Genomic DNA, 18,766 nt, shown 5'->3' on the forward strand with positions numbered 1-18,766 from the left:
GCGGACTCAGAAGATGAAGTTGCAGGACGGTGGCGAAACGGCTTGCCTTGCAATCCGCCCGAAAGCCATTCAAGGTCGCACCATGAAGACCTCAGAATGCGACATCCTCATCGTTCCCGGCTGGAACAACTCCGGCCCCGACCATTGGCAATCCCGCTGGGAAAAGCGCCTGCCGACAGCGCGCCGCGTCGCCCAGCGCGACTGGACCAAGCCCGAGCGCGACGCCTGGGTGTCCGCCCTCGGCATCGCCGTCGGCAAGGCGAGCCGGCCGGTGGTGCTCGTCGCCCACTCGCTCGGCGTCGCCACGGTGATCCATGCCGCCCCCTATGTCGGACGCAAGGTGGCCGCCGCCTTTCTGGTCGGACTGCCCGACGTGGACCGGCTGGAGACTCCGGAGATTGCCAGCTTCGCCGGCCTCTCCACCGATCCCCTGCCCTTCCCGTCGATGCTGATCGCGAGCCGGGACGATCCCTATTGCGCCTTCGAGCGGGCCGACGAGTACGCCGCCGCCTGGGGATCTGATTTCGTCGACGCAGGATTTGCCGGCCACATCAATGGCGAGACCGGCTACGGCCCGTGGCCGGAGGGGCTGACGCGCTTCGCGATGCTCCTGAAGCGGGTCGGCGCGCCCGCGACGCCCTGATCGGCGCCGCGGCGCTTGACGTCCGTTCAGCTGCCTTCCACTTCGGCGATCGCCGCCTTGGTGGCGGCGGCGATGAGGTCCATGTCGGTCGACAGCGTGGCAAAGGTGAAGCCGAGCCCGAGGTAGCGTCGCACCAGCGCCGCATTGGCGCCGAACGCTCCGCACACCTTGTTGGCGGCCTTGGCCTGCCGCACCACGCGTTCCATGGCGGCGATCGTGTCCGGCCGGTCGAGCCCCGGCTCGCCATCGGGCGACAGCGCGATGGACAGATCGTAGGGGCCGACGAACACGCCGTCGATGCCCGGCACCGCCAGGATGGCATCGAGGTTGGCGAGCGCCGACCGCGTTTCGATCATCACCACGGCGAGCGTCGAGCCATTGGCCGACGTCCGATAGGCATCGGCCGACAGGCCCGACAGTTGAACGGCACGGGCCGGCCCGTAGGACCGCTGGCCGTCCGGCGGATATTTCATGAAGGACACGAAGGCGCGGGCGTCCTCCACCGTCTCGATCATCGGCGCCACGACCATCTCGGCGCCCCAGTCGAGCAGTCGCGAAGCCGACTGGTATTCGCCGACGGGAATGCGCGCCAGCGCGTAATCACCGGCAGCACGAATGGCGGCGAGCATGGCCGGCGCCACGCCCATGTCGATCACGCCATGCTGCAGATCGATCAGCACCGCTTCGAAACCGGCCCGAGCCATGGTCTCGGCGGCCAGCGGATCGGGCAGGCACGACCAGCCGACCCTGAGCGGACGAGCGCCGGCAAGAGCGGCGCGCAAGGATGGACGTTCCATCATCTCCCTTTCGGACGGATCAGGCTTCGGTCCTGATCTCGAGTTCGGCGCGCGTCATGAAATCGCGCATCGCCGTCTGTATCTCGTCATCCGTCACGGGAACGCCGGCATCGGCAAGGTCGGCCGCCAGCTTGGCGGAGATGTCGCGACCACCGACCCGAGTGAGATCCGCAAAGACGACCGAGCGAGCATAGTCGGCCGCCTCCGGCTCGCCCATCCCCAATTTGCCCGCCGCCCACAGCCCGATGAGCTTGTTGCGCCGCGCCGTGGCGCGGAACCTCAGCTCCTCATCGAGAGCGAACTTGATCTCGAAGGCTTTTTCGCGGTTGTCGAAGACTGCGATGGTGCCGTTGTGGCCGCTCTCGCCCGACAAAGGTAGGCTTCGGCTCCATGTGGCGGACATCCGAACCTCCTTTCTCTAGCAGGGAGAAGCTCAAACACTCTCCTTGAATTGAATATAAGCTTTCACACCGCCGTGATCAACTTGGCCGGAAGTCGGCAGAGGGTCGCAAAAATTAAGGAATGACCACTACGCGAAATTGCAGCACGACGGGATTGTTATCCGCAACCCGATCGGATAGTGTGCCCTTCAGGCGAGGGAGCGGGCGGACGTCAGTTCGCCCGCTTTCTGTGCTTAGAATGTTTCCACGCTGAGAGGGCGTCGCGCTCCGATCGTCGTGGGATCGCATGCTGAATTCCCGCCGAGGCGTCAAGCGGGCCATTTTGTACATCGGACCCGGAGCCCCGGCCTCATGGATTTCATCAACAGACCACGGTATATCCCCATGAACCGCCGCCGGCGTATCTACGAAGGTAAGGCCAAGATCCTGTACGAAGGTCCCGAGCCGGGTACGTTGATTCAACACTTCAAGGACGACGCTACGGCGTTCAATGCCAAGAAGCACGAAATCATCGACGGCAAGGGTGTTCTGAACAACCGGATTTCGGAATATCTCTTCACCCATCTCAACAACATGGGCATTCCCACCCATTTCATCCGTCGGCTCAACATGCGCGAGCAGTTGATCCGCGAGGTGGAGATCATTCCGCTTGAGGTGGTGGTGCGCAACGTCGCGGCGGGCTCGATCGCCACGCGACTCGGGATCGAAGAGGGCACGCAGCTGCCGCGTTCGATCATCGAGTTCTATTTCAAGAGCGACGAGCTCAAGGACCCGATGGTCTCCGAAGAGCACATCACCGCCTTCGGCTGGGCCTCGCCGCAGGAAATCGACGACATCATGGCGCTGGCCATCCGCGTCAACGACTTCCTGGCCGGTCTGTTCCTCGGCGTCGGCATCCGTCTCGTCGACTTCAAGATGGAATGCGGCCGCCTCTGGGAAGGCGACATGATGCGCATCGTCGTTGCCGACGAGATCAGCCCCGACAGCTGCCGCCTGTGGGACATCGCCACCGGAGATCGCCTCGACAAGGATCGCTTCCGCAAGGACATGGGCGGTCTCGTCGAGAGCTACACCGAAGTCGCCCGCCGCCTCGGCATCCTCAACGAGTCCGAGCAGACGCGCCCGTCCGGCCCGACGCTGGTGAAATGAAGACAGGCGCTGCGCAAAGCGGCGCCACCAAAGGCTGGGACGCCGCGAAAACCGACTTGTGAATCCGAGAACGCCGGGTTATTCCCCCGGCGTTCTTCATTTTCGGGATACGGCCATGAAAGTGCGCGTCACCATCACCCTCAAGGCGGGCGTTCTCGACCCGCAGGGCAAGGCGATCGAGGGCGCGTTGCGCGGCCTCGGGTTTGCCGGCATCGACGGCGCCCGCCAGGGCAAGATCGTCGATCTGGCCCTGGCCGAGACCGACCCGGACAAGGCTCGCGCCACGGTCGCCGACATGTGCGAGAAGCTGCTCGCCAACACCGTCATCGAGAACTACGACATCGCCGTTCTCGGCTGAAGCCAGCATGACCGACGGCTCCGACGATACGCGCCGGATCATTCGTTTCATGCTGATCAAGGCGGCGATCTTCATCGGCGTTCCCATCGTTGCCGCCACCCTTGCCGTCCTGTTCCTGATGCCCTGACCTTTCGAGGAGAACACGATATGCGCTCGGCCGTCGTCCTCTTTCCCGGCTCCAACCGCGACCACGACATGGTCAAGGCCCTGCACTCGGTCACCGGCATCCAGCCGACCGTCGTCTGGCATCAGGACGCGACGCTGCCGGATGTCGACCTGATCGTTCTGCCCGGCGGCTTCTCCTACGGCGACTATCTGCGTTGCGGCGCCATCGCCGCCCGCTCGCCGGCCATGTTGGACGTGGCGAGGAAGGCCAAGGCGGGCGTTCGCGTCCTCGGCGTCTGCAACGGCTTCCAGATCCTCACCGAGGCGGGCCTTCTGCCCGGCGCGCTGATGCGCAACGCCCACCTTCGCTTCGTCTGCAAGGAAGTGAAGCTCGAGGTTACCAACAACGACACCGACTTCACCCGCGCCTACGCCAAGGGCCAGGTGATCCGCTGCCCGGTGGCTCATCACGACGGCAACTATTTTGCCGACCCGGAAACCCTGGCGCGCCTCGAGGGCGAGGGCCGCGTGGCCTTCCGCTACGCCGACGGCACGAATCCCAACGGCTCGATCAACGATATCGCCGGCATCCTCAACGACGCCGGCAACGTGCTGGGCATGATGCCGCACCCCGAAAATCTGATCGAAGCCCTGCACGGCGGTCTCGACGGTCGCGGTCTGTTCGAGAGCGTCGTCACCTCCATCGCTGCCTGACGCGGTCGGTGCACCATCGGTTGTGATTGTGCACATTGACAGTTATTGCGAGCCGATTAACCTCTACTTTTCCCAAAAAGCAGATAGCGTTCCGTTTTTTCCGCACGGCCGGCTTCGGTAACCATTTGTCTGTCACGAACGGGCATCTGTGTTAACTGGATCAACATTGGCCGGAGCGTTCTGCCATGCTGTCTCGCCTGGTGTTCTACGGTCGCACCAACGTCAAAATCGGTGAGTCTGCCGGGATGATCAAAAGCATCCTGGCGGCGGCAAGTGAGTATAGCCCAGCTTCCGGACTGACCGGCGGCTTGGTCTTCAACGAGAAGTACATGATGGAGGCCATCGAAGGCGCGCGCGAGCAGGTCTCGAAGCGCCTGCGGCTGCTGTTCGAAGACCCTCGCATCGAAGATCTGACGGTTCTCGCCATCACCACCATCGACAAGCGGGTGTTCGAGGGCTGGGCCGTCGGCTACGCCGGCCGAACCATCGACGCCGAGCGCCTCTATCTGAAATACAGCCCGACGGTCGACATCAACCCGACGACCATGTCGGCGGCGGCGGTACTCGACTTCGTGCGGGAATTCTGCGCCCTCGATACGCTTTACGTGCAGCGCACCGGGCTTGCCGACCTGCGTTCGCCGACCCTGCCGCCGCAGCCGCCGGCCGCCGCGCTGCGCCCTGCGCCGCCCAGGCAGGACCCGCCGGTCGAGACCATCAGGGTCGTCAACACCAAGACCATGGCATCAATCTGAGGACGGCCACCGTTCGCGCCTGAAAAATAGCCGACACCCTGTTTTTTGTGCCGCCGCTTTCTTGCGGTTTTGCGCCAGTCGTTCTATCCCCTGCCCCAACCGCCGGCCCGGTCTCCAGGGGGTTTGCCCGTGTTCCAGAACGATATCGACATCACGCCCGACCTCATCGCCCGCCATGGGCTCAAGCCCGACGAGTATGAGCGCATCCTCCGTCTGATCGGGCGCAAGCCGACCTTGACGGAACTCGGCATCTTCTCGGCCATGTGGAACGAGCACTGCTCCTACAAGTCGTCCAAGAAGTGGCTGAAGACGCTGCCGACCAAGGGCGACAAGGTCGTCATCGGCCCGGGCGAGAATGCCGGCGTGATCGACATCGGCGACGGCGACGTTGCCATCTTCAAGATGGAGAGCCACAACCACCCGTCCTACATCGAGCCCTATCAGGGCGCGACGACGGGCGTCGGCGGCATCCTGCGCGACGTGTTCACCATGGGCGCGCGGCCGATCGCCGCCATGAACTCGCTGTCCTTCGGCGAGCCGGATCATCCCAAGACCCGCCATCTCGTCGCCGGTGTGGTCGCCGGTGTCGGCGGCTACGGCAATTCCTTCGGCGTTCCGACCATCGGCGGCGAAGTCCGCTTCCATGCCCGCTACAATGGCAACTGCCTCGTCAACGCCTTCGCCCTGGGCATCGCCCGGCGCGACGGCATCTTCCTTTCGGAGGCCAAGGGCGTCGGCCTGCCTGTCGTCTATCTCGGCGCCAAGACCGGCCGCGACGGCGTCGGTGGCGCCACCATGGCCTCGGCGGAGTTCGACGACACCATCGAGGAGAAGCGTCCGACCGTGCAGGTCGGCGACCCCTTCACCGAGAAGCGCCTGCTGGAAGCCTGCCTCGAGCTGATGAAGACCGGCGCCGTCGTCGCAATCCAGGACATGGGCGCCGCCGGCCTCACCTGCTCGGCCGTTGAAATGGGCGCCAAGGGCAACCTCGGCATCCGCCTCGACCTCGACCGCGTGCCGCAGCGCGAAGAGGACATGACGCCCTACGAGATGATGCTCTCCGAAAGCCAGGAGCGCATGCTGATGGTGCTGGAGCCCTCCAAGGAGAAGGAGGCCGAGGCCGTCTTCCGCAAGTGGGAGCTCGACTTCGCCGTTTGCGGCGAGACCACCGACGACCTGCGCTTCCGCATCATCTGGCAGGGCAAGGAAGTGGCCGACCTGCCGATCAAGGAACTGGGCGACGAAGCCCCCGAATACGACCGTCCCTGGGTCGAGCCCAGGAAGGCGGCGCCGCTCTCGGCCGATGCCATTCCGGCCGTCAACGACGTCGGCGCCGCGCTCGTCCGCCTGATGGGCGCACCGGACCAGTCGTCGCGTGCCTGGGTCTACGAGCAGTACGACTGCCTCGTCCTGGGCAACTCGGCGCAGATCCCCGGCGGCGACGCCGGTGTCGTCCGCATCGAAGGCAAGAACAAGGCGCTCGCCATGTCGGCCGACGTGACGCCGCGCTACTGCGACGCCGATCCGTTCGAGGGCGGCAAGCAGGCCGTGGCCGAGAGCTGGCGCAACGTCACCGCCGTCGGCGGCGACCCGATCGCGCTGACCGACAATCTCAACTTCGGCAACCCGGAGAAGCCCGAGGCCATGGGCCAGTTCGTGCGGGCGCTTCAGGGCATCGCCGAGGCCTGCCGGGCGCTGAACTTCCCGATCGTCTCGGGCAACGTGTCGCTCTACAACGAGACCAACGGCGAAGGCATCCTGCCCTCCCCCACCATCGTCGGCGTCGGCCTCTTGCCGGACGTGACGAAGATGGCCACCATCGCCTTCAAGGCCGATGGCGACGAGGTTCTTCTCATCGGCGGCCACGGCAGCCACCTCGGCCAATCCGTCTATCTGCGCGATCTGCACGGCCGCGAGGAAGGCACGCCGCCGCCGGTCGACCTTGCGCTTGAAAAGAAGCACGGCGACTTCGTGCGTGGTCTCATCGCCTCCGGCCGCGTTTCTACCTGTCACGACCTTTCCGACGGCGGCCTTGCCGTGGCGCTGGCCGAAATGGCCATGGCCGGCCGGCGCGGCGTCAGCGTCGCGCTTGGCGGCCTAGCGCCGCACGTGGCCGCGTTCGCCGAGGATCAGGCCCGCTACCTGATCGCCGTGAAGCCTGGCGACAGCGCCGCCATCCTGGCCGACGCCGCCAAGGCCGGCGTCAGCGTCGAGCGGGTCGGAACGGTGGGCGGCGACGCGGTCGACTTCGGCCCCGCCGGCAAGGCGTCCATCGCCGATCTCAAGGCGGCTTATGATGGCTGGTTCCCGGCCTTCATGGGCGGCAAGGCGTAAGCACGGCCGATCCGGATCTGCGGAATATGCTCGAAGGTGTCAGCCCGGAGCATTTCCTTTTTGACCGGATGATGCCATCTGATCGAAGGGTGCCGGGCGACTCCCGGCCGGCAACGAGAAGAAGGATGCTCGACATGGCCATGCAGGCAAGAGACATCGAGGCGATGATCAAGGAAGCGCTGCCGGACGCCAGCGTCGAAATCCGCGATCTTGCCGGAGACGGCGATCATTATTCGGCCATCGTCGTATCGGAAGCCTTCCGCGGCCTGTCGCGGGTCAAGCAGCATCAACTCGTTTACGACGCACTCAAAGGAAAAATGGGTGGCGAGCTGCATGCCCTTGCACTTCAGACCAGCGCGCCTTAACTTTGAATGCTTCCAATTCGGACCTTGAATCCGATCGACCGAGGTAGACCCATGGCTGACATCAAGTCGTTCATCGACAACGAAGTGAAGAGCAACGATATCGTCCTGTTCATGAAGGGCACGCCGGACTTTCCACAGTGCGGCTTCTCCGGGCAGGTCGTGCAGATCCTCGGCTACCTCGGCGTGCCGTTCAAGGGCGTCAACGTGCTGGACAACCCCGAACTGCGCGATGGCATCAAGGCCTATTCCAACTGGCCGACGCTGCCGCAGCTCTACGTGAAGGGCGAATTCGTCGGCGGCTGCGACATCGTCCGTGAGATGTTCCAGAAGCAGGAGCTTCAGGCTCACCTGAAGGAGGCCGGTATCGCCGTCAACGAGGCGGCCGCGGAGTAAGGTCAGGCCACTGCCGATGCGTTTTGGAAAGCCCTCGTCGCTGCGTCGACGGGGGCTTTTCGTTTGTCGCAAGAGCCTAAAGCCCGCCACGGACAGCCTTCAAGCGCCAGGAAAGCCGGTTTTTAGCCGTCCATCGAAGAAATTTTCGCGCAAAACGCTGGGGCTTTCGTGATCGCTCCCTGGCCATGTTCACATTGCCGGAGACCCGACATGACCAATCTCGGCCCGGTTTCCCGCAGGAGACCGAGGGTTTTTCCCGATCCTCCGAATACGTTCAACTCCGTAGACACTTTTTCGCGACTTTCGTTCAACTGGATCGCTCGCATACGTCAGCGGCGACCGGTTTGAACGTGAACGGTCAAGCTCCAAATGAGGGTCATCGGCAGCGAACAAGACCTCCCCGCTGCCAAGACATGGAAGACGGCCTTCGACAGAAGACCACCCCAATTGGAGTAGACATCATGAACACCAAGTTCCTTCTCACCGCCGCCCTCGCCGCCGCTCTGGTCCCCTCCATCGCCAGCGCCGCCGGCGTGACCTTCGACCCGGCCGCCCGCGACAACGACCCGCAGTTCCTCAACACGTTCTTCAATGACGGTGGCGCCAACGCCGCTGCTGCCAAGGCCGACGCTGCCCGTTACGCCGCCGCCGAGCAGACCCTGAAGTCCGGCGCCGTGATCGGCACCCATGGTTCGGAAGCTGCGAGGGTCGTGACGACCTTCGACCCGGCCGCCCGTGACAACGACCCGCAGTTCAAGAGCGCCGTGGTTATCGAGAACCCGGCCAACGCTGCCGCCGCCAAGGCTGACGCCGACCGCTACGCGGCGGTCGAGCAGAACCTGAACTCGGGCGCCATGATCGGTACCCATGGTTCGGAAGGCGCGCGGATCGTAACGACCTTCGACCCGGCGGCCCGCGATAACGAGCCGCAGTTCAAGAACACGGTGGTGTTCGCCAACTAAGTCCGGAGCGTTTTGCTCCCTAAGGCATCGGGCCGTCCCAGTCGGGGCGGCCCTTTTTGCGTCGCTCAGGCGCCCGGCCGCCCCGGCATGTCGAAGCTTCGACCCGTTTCCACCAGCGTCTTCAGGCGCGAGATCGCCTCGACCCAGCCGGCCGACACCATGCGGCTGGTGGTCGTATCGCCACCGAAGTCGTCATGCACCAGCGTCAGTTTCGTGGCTCCGACGCCGGCCGGCTCCAGCTCCCAGGTGACACGCGATGGCGGGTCTCCCGCCACGTCTTCCGACCAGCGCGCGGCAAAGCTGTGGGACAGGCGCTTGGGCGGCGTCAGCTCAAGCAGCTCGCCGACGATCATCGCATGTCCCCCCAACAGGAACTCGATCTTGCCGCCGACACGCCACTCGGTGCGCGAGGTCATGTTGAAGTGCTGCCAGAGCGGCGTCTTCTCATCGTCGGTGAGAACCGCCCATACCGCCTCGGGCGAGGCGTCGATGAAAAGCTCGTAAACGTGCTTCGGCTTGACCGTCACAGTATTCATTTTGGCTATCCCCTGCTGAAATCCGCCCTTGAGGTCGGCGAGACCGCGCGCAAACGGCGAGGCGTAGCGCGAGATCCAGCGATCGCTCACGTCCTGAATGGGAACCGGGTTGAGATAGTGGAACTTCTCGCGCCCGACCTTGCGGGTGACCACCAGCCCGGCTTCCTCAAGGACGCCGAGATGCTTCATCACCGCGAAGCGTGACAGTGGCAGACAGCCTTCGAGCTCGCCCAACGTCCGGCCGTCCCGCTGCCTGAGGGCGTCCAGCAGTTGGCGACGGTGCGCACTGGCGAGGGCATCGAAAACGTCAGCCATGGGGATATAATATGTTCCAATTTAGTAACGTGTCAATATGGTAACCTATCACAGCGTGATGGACCACCTCATGGCAGGTATAGCCCGACTCGCCAGTCTCCTGCCAAAACCGGACATGCGAAAAATTAGGATGCAAACCGCAGCCGCAGGGCGGCGGCGTTTGCCGCGAGCAATTCCAGGGAGAGAGCGAAGTGGGCAGAACGGGGCAGTTTTCCAGGCTAGACACCGTCGTCGACAATGCCATCGGGCGGACCATCGTCGGCGCCAACATATTGATCAAGCTGAAGGGTGAGCTCGTCTACAGCCGACAGGCCGGCTTTCTCGATCGCGAGGCCGACAGGCCGATGAGGTCTCGCACCCTCTTTCGCCTGGCATCCGTCAGCAAGCCGATGGTTTCGGTGGCGGCATTGGCCATGGTGGAAGCCGGCAAGTTCCGCCTCGACGATCCCGTGACGCATTACCTGCCCGATTTCAGGCCCCGTCTTGCCGACGGCAGCGCGCCGACCATCACCATTTCTCATCTGATGACCCACACGTCGGGCCTCAGCTATGACCTCGACATTGGCAACGGCAAGCCGGCGTCCGGCGGCACTGGCCCCTCCGACTTCGACCTTGCCGAGAACGTCGCCCGCATCTCCGCCCTCCCCCTCGCCTTCCCGCCCGGAACGGGCTGGCGCTATTCTGTCGCCATCGACGTGCTGGGCGCCGTCATGGAGGCGGCCGAAGGACGCTCGTTACAGGAGATCGTCAAGGCTTACGTCACCGATCCCCTCGGCATGGCCGACACGGCCTTCCGACCGCTGGATCCGAGTCGCCTCGCCGTCGCCTATGCCGATGGCACGCCACCGACCCGGATGGGCGAGATCGAACGCGTCAAGGATGGCGAGGGCTTCGTGGAGTTCTGGTCCGGGCGCGCCTTCGACGAGACGGCCTTCCCGTCCGGCGGCGCCGGCATGATCGGCTCGGCCGAGGACTTCCTGACCTTCCTTGAGGCCATGCGCAAGGGCGGTGCGCCGATTCTCTCCGCGGCCTCCATGGCGCTCCTCACCGAGGCGCGCACGGTGGACCTCGATCCGGCGCCGTCGGGCCAGGGCTACTCGCACGGCTGGTCGATCTACCGCGACCCTTCCTTGCAGAAGATGCCATGCAAGCCCGGCACCTGGGCCTGGGGCGGCATTTACGGCAATCAGTGGTACGTCGATCCGGAAACCGGCCTCACGATCGTCAGCTTCACCAACACCGCCGTCGAAGGCTGCAACGGCGCCTTCCCGAAGGACATCTTCCGCGCCGTCTATGCGGATCTCGGCCACTGAACGGCAAAAAGGCCGCCCTGCGGGGCGGCCTTTCCACATGTCCGAAGCTTCGGAACCCTATCAGCGCGAGTAATACTCGACGACCAGGTTCGGCTCCATCTTGACGGCGTAGGGAACGTCGGCCAGGCCCGGCACGCGGACCAGCTTGGCGACCTTCTTGGCGGTATCGACCTCGATATAGTCGGGCGTATCGCGCTCGGCGAGCTCGACCGACTCGAGAACCAGAGCCAGTTCCTTGGACTTCTGGCGAACTTCGATCACGTCGCCGATCTTGCAGCGGTACGAACCGACGTTGACCTTGCGGCCGTTGACGGTGACATGGCCGTGGTTGACGAACTGACGAGCCGCGAACGGAGTCGGCACGAACTTGGCGCGGTAGACGACGGCGTCGAGACGGCTCTCGAGCAGGCCGATCAGCGCTTCCGAGGTGTCGCCACGCAGGCGGACGGCCTCTTCGTAAATCTTGTAGAACTGCTTCTCGCTGAGGTCACCGTAGTAACCCTTCAGCTTCTGCTTGGCGCGCAGCTGCAGACCGTAGTCCGAGGTCTTGCCCTTGCGGCGCTGGCCATGCTGGCCGGGGCCGTATTCACGCTTGTTGACCGGGCTCTTCGGGCGACCCCAGAGGTTCTCGCCCATGCGGCGGTCGATCTTGTACTTTGCACTATGGCGCTTAGACATCGCGTATCCCGCTTTTTGTCAGTGTTCATTCAGGACGCGCGCCCTCCTCTGTTCCGTTGCGGTCCGAAGACCACCCGAAACCGACAGGGAAACACTGCGCGCGGCAGGTTCCCCACGGGACACGTGAACGGCCACGCCGGCTCCTCGTTACCAAGGAACCGGCGGGTTGAGGGCTGAATAGTCGAGTGGGTGGCCGCTGTCAAACTGAAAGCGCGGCTTTGCCGGCTTTCAAGCCGCCATCGACGCCTTTTTCCGTCACGGCGCCGAAAAGCCCCGTGCCTTCCTCAAAGCCAAAGTTCTCGAGCATGGCCTGGGCCGGCCGGCGACCGGTCGAGAAGAAACGATGCGGCGCCCCTTCGTCGCGCGACGGGCCGGCACCCGCCGTCACCGTCGCCACGCGCCGGGCAATGGCCGGGGCGGGATCGATCCATTCCACGGGCCAGGGCGCCAGCGCCTTCAGCCGATCGAGCACCAGCGGGTAATGAGTACAGGCGAGCACCACCGCGTCGGTACGCCTGCCGCCCTCCTCCACGAAGCAGGGCCCGATTTCCGCGAGAAGCTCGGCGTCGGTGACGGTTTCACCTGAGAACTGCCGCTCGACGAGCCCGGCCAGCACCTTGGAACCGACGAGGGTGAAACGGCAGTCGCCGCCGAAGGTGTCGATGAGGTCGTGCGTATAGTCGCGCTTCACCGTGCCCGGCGTCGCCAGCACGGAAGCCAGCCGCGACCGGCTGTGCTCCGCCGCCGGCTTCACCGCTGGCACCGTTCCGACGATCGGCAGTTTGAATCGGGCGCGCAGCGGCGGCAACACCAGGGTCGAGGCCGTGTTGCAGGCGATCACCAGCGCTGCCGGGTCGAGCACGGAGAGCGCCTCGTCCATCAACGACACGACTCGGTCGACCAGGACATCCGGCTCCAGCGCCCCATAGGGGAAGACGGCGAGGTCGGCGACATAATCCATGCCGGCCTCCGGCAGCGCCTTGCCGATTTCGCGGGCGACCGAAAGACCGCCGACGCCACTGTCGAACACCAGGATGCGCATGGATTTTCCTAGAGCCTGCCCCGTTCATCCAGCCTTGGCAGCCGAATGCGGCGACATCGGGCCGAACGTCTCCATCCTCGGACCACCAGGGTTAACGAAGGATTGCGACTAGACCTCGCCGTCGTCGACGATCCGCTTCTTCGGCCGATGGTTCTTGCCGTCGAGGCAGGTGATGATGCCGCGAAGCGTCCTGATCTCCTGTTGCGTCAGCTGCTGGCGCTGGAAGATGGCGCGGAGATTGTGGATCATCGTCGGCCGCTTCTCGGGCGGATGGAAGAAGTGCCGCTCGTCGAGCACCGACTCCAAATGATCGAACAGGCCGAGCAGTTCCGCCTTGCCGGCCGGCGGCGAGCGGTCGGACGCGGCAAATGGCAGCGCGCTGTCGGGATCCTCGAAGCCGGCCTTGCGCCATTCGTAGGCCACCACCAGCACCGCCTGGGCAATGTTGAGGGACGCATACTCCGGCACCACCGGCAGCGTCAGGATCTCGTCGGCGAGCGCCACCTCGTCGTTGTTGAGACCCCAGCGCTCGCGGCCGAACAGCAGCCCCACCGCCGCGCCCTGCCCTTCCAGGTGCCGCATGTGCTTTGCTGCGTACACCGGCCCACGCACCGCCTTGGTGACGTCGCGATCGCGCGCCGTCGTGGCATAGACGAAGGAGAGATCGGCGATGGCATCCTCCAGCCGATCATAAACGCGCGCGGCGTGGATGATGTGCGTCGCCTTGGCGGCGTTGGCCTCGGCCTTCTCGTTGGGCCAACCGTCGCGCGGGGCGACGATCCGGAGATCGGACAGCCCGAAGTTGGCCATGGCACGCGCCGCCGCGCCGATGTTCTCGCCCATCTGCGGCTCGCAGAGGATGATGGCCGGCCCGCGACCGGCCGCTGTGTCGTCCGACATGATCTCGCCTATCCCGCTTTTGGCGCGGGTTTGGCATATCGCGCCGGTCAAGAAAAGGGGAGAAATCCCCGAACAGGGCCGGTTCGGAACGCAGGTGGCGCTCAGCGCGCCACCCGCGGCATCGTTCAGCGCGGTTTGGCGACCGTCGCTGCCCGCTCGGCGCCCTGCCGCTCCAGCATCCAGCCGGGATACTCGGCCGGCAACGCCGAAACCGCATCGAGACGGGAAAGCTCATCGGCCGACAGCACCACCTCGCTGGCGGCGATGTTGTCGTCGAGCTGCTCGACCGACTTGGCGCCGATGATCACCGAGGAGACGAACGGCTTGTGCAGCACATAGGCAAGCGCGATCCGGGCCACCGACACCCCCTTGTCCCTGGCGATCTCCGCCATCACGTCGATGGCGTCGAAAGCCCGGTCCTTGTTGACCGGCGGGAAGTCGAAGTTGGCGCGGCGCCCCTCGCCCGAGCCGTCGCGGTTGTACTTGCCGGACAGGAGACCGCCGGCCAGCGGACTCCACACCATCAACCCGACCTTTTCCGACAGAAGCAACGGAGCGATCTCGCGCTCCAAGTCGCGGCCGGCGATGGTGTAATAGGCCTGCAGGCTGGCGATACGGTCGAGGCCGAGCCGATCGGCGATGCCAAGCGCCTTCATGATGCGCCAGGCCGGCCAGTTGGAAACGCCGACATAGCGGATGAGGCCCTCACGAACGAGGTCGTCGAGCGCCCTCACCGTCTCCTCGATCGGCGTCACCGGATCGGTGCCGTGGATCTGGTAGAGGTCGATATAGTCGGTGCCGAGCCGCTTCAGGCTGGCCTTGACGCCATCCATGATATGGCCGCGCGAGGCGCCGCGATCGTTGACGCCCTTGCCGACCGAGCCGAACACCTTGGTGGCCAGCACCACGTCCGAACGGGAGCGGCCGGAGTTGCGGATCGCCGTGCCGGTGATCTGTTCCGACAGGCCTTCGGAATAGACGTCGGCGGTGTCGATGAAATTGACGCCCTTGTCGAGAGCGCCGGCGACGATGCGGTCGGCGACCGACTGGTCGAGCGAACCGATTGCGGTCCAGAAGCCCTGGCCGCCGAAGGTCATGGTGCCCAGGCAGATCTCGGAAACGAGGAGGCCAGTGCCACCAAGCGTGTTGTAGCGCATGTCATCACCTTGAAGAATGGAATTGAGGAACGAAAAACTGTCGGCGCCGAAGCGCGCGGCGGGCGACGCGGCACGGCGAAAGCGGCCCTGGCGCCCACCGAAAACATAGGGTGTCGCAAGCGGGCGGAATAGCCATGCCCCATGGCACAGGCTGATTAGCTGATCTATACAATCACCAGCTATTACGGCTGCTATTATGCATCCGGAGGCCGGGTTCGCCAAATCACGCTTGGGCGAGCCGGCAGCATCGATTCTGGAAGGCGCCATGGCCCGAACCGACCTTTTCGACGGCATCAGCGAGTTTCTCACCGTCGTCCGGCGCGGCAGTTTCCGCGCCGCCGCCCGCGAACTCGGCGTCACGCCGGGCGCCGTCAGCCAGGCGGTACAGACGCTGGAGCGGCGGATCGGCCTGCCGCTTCTCCATCGCACCACTCGCCATGTCGCCCTCACCGAAGCCGGAGAGCGGTTTCTTGCCGAGGTCCGACCAGCCGCCGAGGCCATCGCCGGCTCGCTCGACACGCTCGCCAATCTCAGCACCCGGCCGTCGGGAACGCTCAGGCTGCTCGTCCACAGCATCGCCGCCCGCGAAGTGCTGGCGCCGATGCTTCCGGCGTTCCTGGCGGCATATCCGGACATAGCCGTCGAGGTGATCACCGACACCAAGCGCCACGACCTCGTCGGCGGCGGGTTCGACGCCGGCATCCGCATCGGCGAGTTCATCGATCAGGACATGCTGACGGTTCGCGTCACGCCACCGTTCTCGTGGGTCGTCGTCGGTTCGCCGGCCTATTTCGCCGCGCACGGACGGCCGGCGACGCCCGACGACCTCGCCCATCACGACTGCCTGCGCTTCCGCCTGCCCGACAGCGGCGACCTCTATCGGTGGGAGTTCGAGCGGGAGGGTGTCGCCGTCACCATCGACCCGCCCGGGCAGATGACGTCGGACGACTCCGCCCTGCTGCGTGCCATGGCGGTGGCCGGCCTCGGCCTTGCCTACTCGTCATCGCAGACGGCGCGTCGCGAGCTTGCCGACGGACGCCTTGAAACCTGCCTCGACACGTTCGCGCCGGCGCAGGATGCGCTCTACCTCTATTATCCCAAGTCGAGCCGGATGCAGCCGAAGCTGCGCGTCTTCGTCGACGCCTGCCTCAGAAGCATGCGCGAGCGATCGAGGAATTAGCGCAGCAGACCGGCGACGAAGGACCCGATCGCCAGAAGGCCGAAGACGATGATCAGGGCGCCGGACAGCCGCCCCACCAACAGGGCGAACCGGTCGCTGACCTTGTGGCGCACCAGCGCCACGCCGCCCGTCAGGATGATCCACCAGGCCAGCGAGCCGGTGAACACGCCCGCGACCACCACAATGGCAGACGCGGTGTCGGCCGTCGAAGCGAGGCCCAATCCGGCAAAGAACAGCGCGAAGGACAGTATGGTCGCCGGATTGGAGATGGTGAGCAGAAAGGTGGCGCCAATGGTGCCGAGAAGATCGCGGGCGCCGATCTCCGCCGCTGGACGCGGCGGCTTCGGCCGCATGCCCTGCCAGCCAAGCCAGATCATGGCGAGGCCGCCGACAAGGCGCATCGGCCCGTCGATCGTGACGAGAAAAGCCGAGAAGGCGGCAAAGCCTAGCGCGGCCAGGGCGCCATAGACCGCATCGGCAAGCGCCGTGCCGAGCCCACCGGACAGGCCGACCCAGAAGCCGCGTTGCAGCGTCCTGTTGATGCACAGCGCCCCGATGGGACCGAGAGGGGCGGCGACGGCGAAACCGAGGGCAAACCCCTTGGCGGCAAACAACAGAAGGCTCACGGTCTCTCTCCACGAGGACGGAAGGGAGGTTCGACGACGGTCGAAAGGGCGATCATCGTTTCGCTGCGGGCGATCAGCCGGCGTCGCTTGAGATCGTCGAGGAAGGCCTCGACACCGGCGAGCGACGCCACGCGGATCTTGACGAGATAGTTCCAACCGCCGGTGACGTGCTGGCACTCGACGATGGAGGGATGGTCGACGGCAACCGCCCTGAACACCGTTTCGTCGGCGTCCGCCGCCAGCCCGATGAAGACGAACGCGGCAATGCCCAGGCCCATCGCCCCCGCGTCGGCATCGACGGTGAAGCGGCGGATCACGCCCCCGGCGACGAGGCGCCGAATGCGTTCGTTGACGGCCGAGGTCGACAGGCCAACCTCTCCGCCGATATCGGCCAGGGACCGACGCGCGTCGTCGCCGAGGCACATCACGATTTGACGATCAATCTCATCCATGCCGCATACAATCCCGACAAGATCCGATATGTCAACACTTTTTGCTGATCTATAAGATTATGACAGGAAATTTTGACGTCAGAATCAATTTGGCCGCAAAAATCGAGTGCATGGACAGCACTCCGGCAAATCCCCTATAACAAGGGCCTCAGTTTCCCCGGACAAAGGAGAGAAGCATGGCCTATGACGTCGCTGTTCTGGTTGGCAGTCTGCGCAAGGGTTCTTTCTCGCGAGCGGTGGCCGACAATCTCGCGACGCTTGCCGGAGACAAGCTGGCGCTTCGCATCATCGAGATCGGTGATCTGCCGCTCTACAATCCGGATCTCGATGGCGATGCGCCGCCGGCCGCCTGGACCAGATTTCGAGGCGAGGCCGTTTCCGCCGACGCCGTCCTGTTTGTCACACCCGAATACAACCGGTCGGTTCCCGGCTCGCTCAAGAATGCCCTCGACGTCGGCTCCCGCCCCTACGGACACAGCGTATGGAAGGGCAAGCCCACCGCCATCGTCAGCGTCTCGCCGGGCATGCTGGGCGCGTTCGGCGCCAACCATCACCTTCGCCAGCCGTTGGTTTTCCTGGACATGCCGGTCATGCAGCAGCCCGAAGCCTATGTCTCCAAGGTGGGCGATCTCCTGGACCAGGACGGCAAGCTCACCAACGATGACACCAAGGCCTTCCTCTCCGGCTTCCTCGCCGCCTTCGCGACCTGGATCGGCAAACACAAGTAAGCGCCCGAGGGCGACAAGAAAGTCGACATGACCATCACCAACGAAGACGAACTCGACGGCCTCAAGGCGATCGGCCGCGTCGTGGCCGACGCCATCGCCGCCATGGCCACGGCCGTTCGCCCCGGCATCACCACGGCCGAACTCGACGAGATCGCCGGCCGCGTTCTCGACGAAGCCGGCGCCATCCCGGCCCCGAAGGAGAGCTACGGCTTTCCCGGCATCGCCTGCATCTCGGTCAGCGAGGAGATCGCCCACGGCATCCCCGGCGACCGGGTGCTGAAGGTCGGCGATCTCATCAACCTCGACGTCTCCGCCTCCAAGGACGGGTTCTTCGCCGACAGCGGCGCCTCCTTCGCCGTAGCCCCCGTACCGGCCAAGCTGGACAAGCTCTGCCGGGACGGTCGTCGCGCCATGTGGGCCGGCATCGGCGCCGTGGCGCCCGGCAAGCCGCTGGCCGGCGTCGGACGCGCCGTCGGCGCCTTCGCCCGCAAGAACGGCTATACGCTGGTCCGCAACCTCGGCAGCCACGGCGTCGGCCGGTCGCTGCACGAGGAACCGTCGGACATCGCCACCTGGCCCGATCCGCGCGAACGGCGCATCATCACCGACGGCCTCGTCTTCACCGTGGAGCCCTTCCTGTCGCTGGGCGCCGAATGGGCCGAGGACGGCGACGACGAGTGGACGCTCTACTCCGAGCCGCGCGCGCCAACGGTGCAGTTCGAGCATACCATCGTCGCGACCCGCAACGGCCCCGTCGTCGTCACCCTCCCGTCCTGAGACCTTACGTTTACGTTAGCGTACGCCCAAAAGCGAAGCGGCCGGACTGGCCTCGGCGACGACGCCATGCTACAGGCGGTTCATCCGTG

23 protein-coding genes are annotated in these 18,766 nt (G+C 65.0%); 14 read left to right on the plus strand and 9 right to left on the minus strand.

The genetic code is table 11. The features are described from left to right. Positions 1-82: 82 nt before the first annotated feature. Positions 83-643, plus strand: coding sequence for an RBBP9/YdeN family alpha/beta hydrolase (locus tag QQZ18_RS04325; RefSeq protein ID WP_284538236.1), 561 nt, complete (start codon positions 83-85; stop codon positions 641-643). A gap of 26 nt (positions 644-669) precedes the next feature. Here the strand turns inward: QQZ18_RS04325 and QQZ18_RS04330 are convergent, their stop codons facing one another. After that, positions 670-1,443 (minus strand): HpcH/HpaI aldolase family protein, encoded by a 774-nt coding sequence (locus QQZ18_RS04330; protein WP_284538238.1) that lies wholly within the window; start codon positions 1,441-1,443, stop codon positions 670-672. 16 nt (positions 1,444-1,459) lie between these two features. Continuing rightward, a complete protein-coding gene (locus QQZ18_RS04335; protein ID WP_446728609.1) occupies positions 1,460-1,783 on the minus strand; it encodes a DUF1476 domain-containing protein in 324 nt (107 codons plus the stop codon). A 409-nt stretch (positions 1,784-2,192) separates the two neighbouring features. On the opposite strand from QQZ18_RS04335, the gene purC reads away from it, so the two are divergent. From purC to QQZ18_RS04380, 9 genes are all read left to right on the plus strand, one after another. After that, a complete protein-coding gene (purC, locus tag QQZ18_RS04340; RefSeq protein WP_026782764.1) occupies positions 2,193-2,990 on the plus strand; it encodes a phosphoribosylaminoimidazolesuccinocarboxamide synthase in 798 nt (265 codons plus the stop codon). Between the two features lie 115 nt (positions 2,991-3,105). Then, complete coding sequence (gene purS / locus QQZ18_RS04345; protein ID WP_100078764.1) at positions 3,106-3,348, plus strand: phosphoribosylformylglycinamidine synthase subunit PurS; 243 nt, start codon at positions 3,106-3,108, stop codon at positions 3,346-3,348. 7 nt (positions 3,349-3,355) lie between these two features. After that, positions 3,356-3,475 carry a phosphoribosylformylglycinamidine synthase-associated small membrane protein gene (locus QQZ18_RS04350; protein WP_284538247.1) on the plus strand — a complete coding sequence of 40 codons (120 nt, stop codon included), beginning with the start codon at positions 3,356-3,358 and terminating at the stop codon, positions 3,473-3,475. A gap of 20 nt (positions 3,476-3,495) precedes the next feature. Beyond that, positions 3,496-4,167, plus strand: coding sequence for a phosphoribosylformylglycinamidine synthase subunit PurQ (gene purQ / locus QQZ18_RS04355; protein ID WP_284538249.1), 672 nt, complete (start codon positions 3,496-3,498; stop codon positions 4,165-4,167). 185 nt (positions 4,168-4,352) lie between these two features. After that, positions 4,353-4,919, plus strand: coding sequence for a BLUF domain-containing protein (locus QQZ18_RS04360; protein ID WP_284538251.1), 567 nt, complete (start codon positions 4,353-4,355; stop codon positions 4,917-4,919). 90 nt (positions 4,920-5,009) lie between these two features. Then, positions 5,010-7,253: a phosphoribosylformylglycinamidine synthase subunit PurL gene (gene purL, locus QQZ18_RS04365; RefSeq protein ID WP_446728610.1), complete on the plus strand. Its 2,244-nt coding sequence runs from the start codon at positions 5,010-5,012 to the stop codon at positions 7,251-7,253. A gap of 134 nt (positions 7,254-7,387) precedes the next feature. Continuing rightward, on the plus strand, positions 7,388-7,618 hold the full coding sequence (locus QQZ18_RS04370) for a BolA family protein (RefSeq protein ID WP_284538846.1): 231 nt from the start codon (positions 7,388-7,390) through the stop codon (positions 7,616-7,618). A gap of 51 nt (positions 7,619-7,669) precedes the next feature. After that, the gene (gene grxD / locus QQZ18_RS04375) at positions 7,670-8,011 is read left to right on the plus strand and encodes a Grx4 family monothiol glutaredoxin (RefSeq protein WP_284538255.1); all 342 of its coding nucleotides are present in this window, start codon (positions 7,670-7,672) and stop codon (positions 8,009-8,011) included. A gap of 461 nt (positions 8,012-8,472) precedes the next feature. Beyond that, positions 8,473-8,973 (plus strand): hypothetical protein, encoded by a 501-nt coding sequence (locus tag QQZ18_RS04380; RefSeq protein ID WP_284538256.1) that lies wholly within the window; start codon positions 8,473-8,475, stop codon positions 8,971-8,973. A 65-nt stretch (positions 8,974-9,038) separates the two neighbouring features. On the opposite strand, the gene QQZ18_RS04385 is transcribed toward QQZ18_RS04380, so the two are convergent. Beyond that, positions 9,039-9,824 (minus strand): ArsR/SmtB family transcription factor, encoded by a 786-nt coding sequence (locus tag QQZ18_RS04385; protein ID WP_284538258.1) that lies wholly within the window; start codon positions 9,822-9,824, stop codon positions 9,039-9,041. Positions 9,825-10,015: 191 nt separating this feature from the next. Here QQZ18_RS04385 and QQZ18_RS04390 point away from each other — a divergent pair, with 191 nt between their 5' ends. Beyond that, positions 10,016-11,137: a serine hydrolase domain-containing protein gene (locus QQZ18_RS04390; RefSeq protein ID WP_284538260.1), complete on the plus strand. Its 1,122-nt coding sequence runs from the start codon at positions 10,016-10,018 to the stop codon at positions 11,135-11,137. A gap of 60 nt (positions 11,138-11,197) precedes the next feature. Here QQZ18_RS04390 and rpsD read toward each other — a convergent pair whose 3' ends face one another. From rpsD to QQZ18_RS04410, 4 genes are all read right to left on the minus strand, one after another. Next, positions 11,198-11,815 carry a 30S ribosomal protein S4 gene (gene rpsD, locus QQZ18_RS04395; protein ID WP_284538262.1) on the minus strand — a complete coding sequence of 206 codons (618 nt, stop codon included), beginning with the start codon at positions 11,813-11,815 and terminating at the stop codon, positions 11,198-11,200. 199 nt (positions 11,816-12,014) lie between these two features. Further along, positions 12,015-12,857, minus strand: coding sequence for a glutamate racemase (murI, locus tag QQZ18_RS04400; protein WP_284538264.1), 843 nt, complete (start codon positions 12,855-12,857; stop codon positions 12,015-12,017). Positions 12,858-12,965: 108 nt separating this feature from the next. After that, positions 12,966-13,757 carry an RNA methyltransferase gene (locus tag QQZ18_RS04405; RefSeq protein WP_284538266.1) on the minus strand — a complete coding sequence of 264 codons (792 nt, stop codon included), beginning with the start codon at positions 13,755-13,757 and terminating at the stop codon, positions 12,966-12,968. A 125-nt stretch (positions 13,758-13,882) separates the two neighbouring features. Then, positions 13,883-14,914 carry an aldo/keto reductase gene (locus QQZ18_RS04410; RefSeq protein ID WP_284538268.1) on the minus strand — a complete coding sequence of 344 codons (1,032 nt, stop codon included), beginning with the start codon at positions 14,912-14,914 and terminating at the stop codon, positions 13,883-13,885. A 265-nt stretch (positions 14,915-15,179) separates the two neighbouring features. On the opposite strand from QQZ18_RS04410, the gene QQZ18_RS04415 reads away from it, so the two are divergent. Beyond that, a complete protein-coding gene (locus QQZ18_RS04415; protein WP_284538270.1) occupies positions 15,180-16,094 on the plus strand; it encodes a LysR family transcriptional regulator in 915 nt (304 codons plus the stop codon). Here QQZ18_RS04415 and QQZ18_RS04420 read toward each other — a convergent pair. Together QQZ18_RS04420 and QQZ18_RS04425 are read right to left on the minus strand one after the other, a co-directional pair. Further along, a complete protein-coding gene (locus QQZ18_RS04420; RefSeq protein WP_284538272.1) occupies positions 16,091-16,720 on the minus strand; it encodes a LysE family translocator in 630 nt (209 codons plus the stop codon). The two genes, QQZ18_RS04415 and QQZ18_RS04420, sit on opposite strands and share 4 nt — an antisense overlap. After that, complete coding sequence (locus QQZ18_RS04425) at positions 16,717-17,172, minus strand: Lrp/AsnC family transcriptional regulator (RefSeq protein WP_284538274.1); 456 nt, start codon at positions 17,170-17,172, stop codon at positions 16,717-16,719. The genes QQZ18_RS04420 and QQZ18_RS04425 overlap by 4 nt, the downstream gene beginning before the upstream one ends. Positions 17,173-17,348: 176 nt before the next feature. Between QQZ18_RS04425 and QQZ18_RS04430 the strand changes: the two genes are divergently transcribed. Together QQZ18_RS04430 and map are read left to right on the plus strand one after the other, a co-directional pair. After that, positions 17,349-17,900, plus strand: coding sequence for an NADPH-dependent FMN reductase (locus QQZ18_RS04430; RefSeq protein WP_284538276.1), 552 nt, complete (start codon positions 17,349-17,351; stop codon positions 17,898-17,900). Between the two features lie 27 nt (positions 17,901-17,927). Then, complete coding sequence (map, locus tag QQZ18_RS04435; RefSeq protein WP_284538278.1) at positions 17,928-18,677, plus strand: type I methionyl aminopeptidase; 750 nt, start codon at positions 17,928-17,930, stop codon at positions 18,675-18,677. Positions 18,678-18,766 lie beyond the last annotated feature (89 nt).

This window comes from Pleomorphomonas sp. T1.2MG-36 (assembly GCF_950100655.1).
Classification (GTDB): domain Bacteria; phylum Pseudomonadota; class Alphaproteobacteria; order Rhizobiales; family Pleomorphomonadaceae; genus Pleomorphomonas.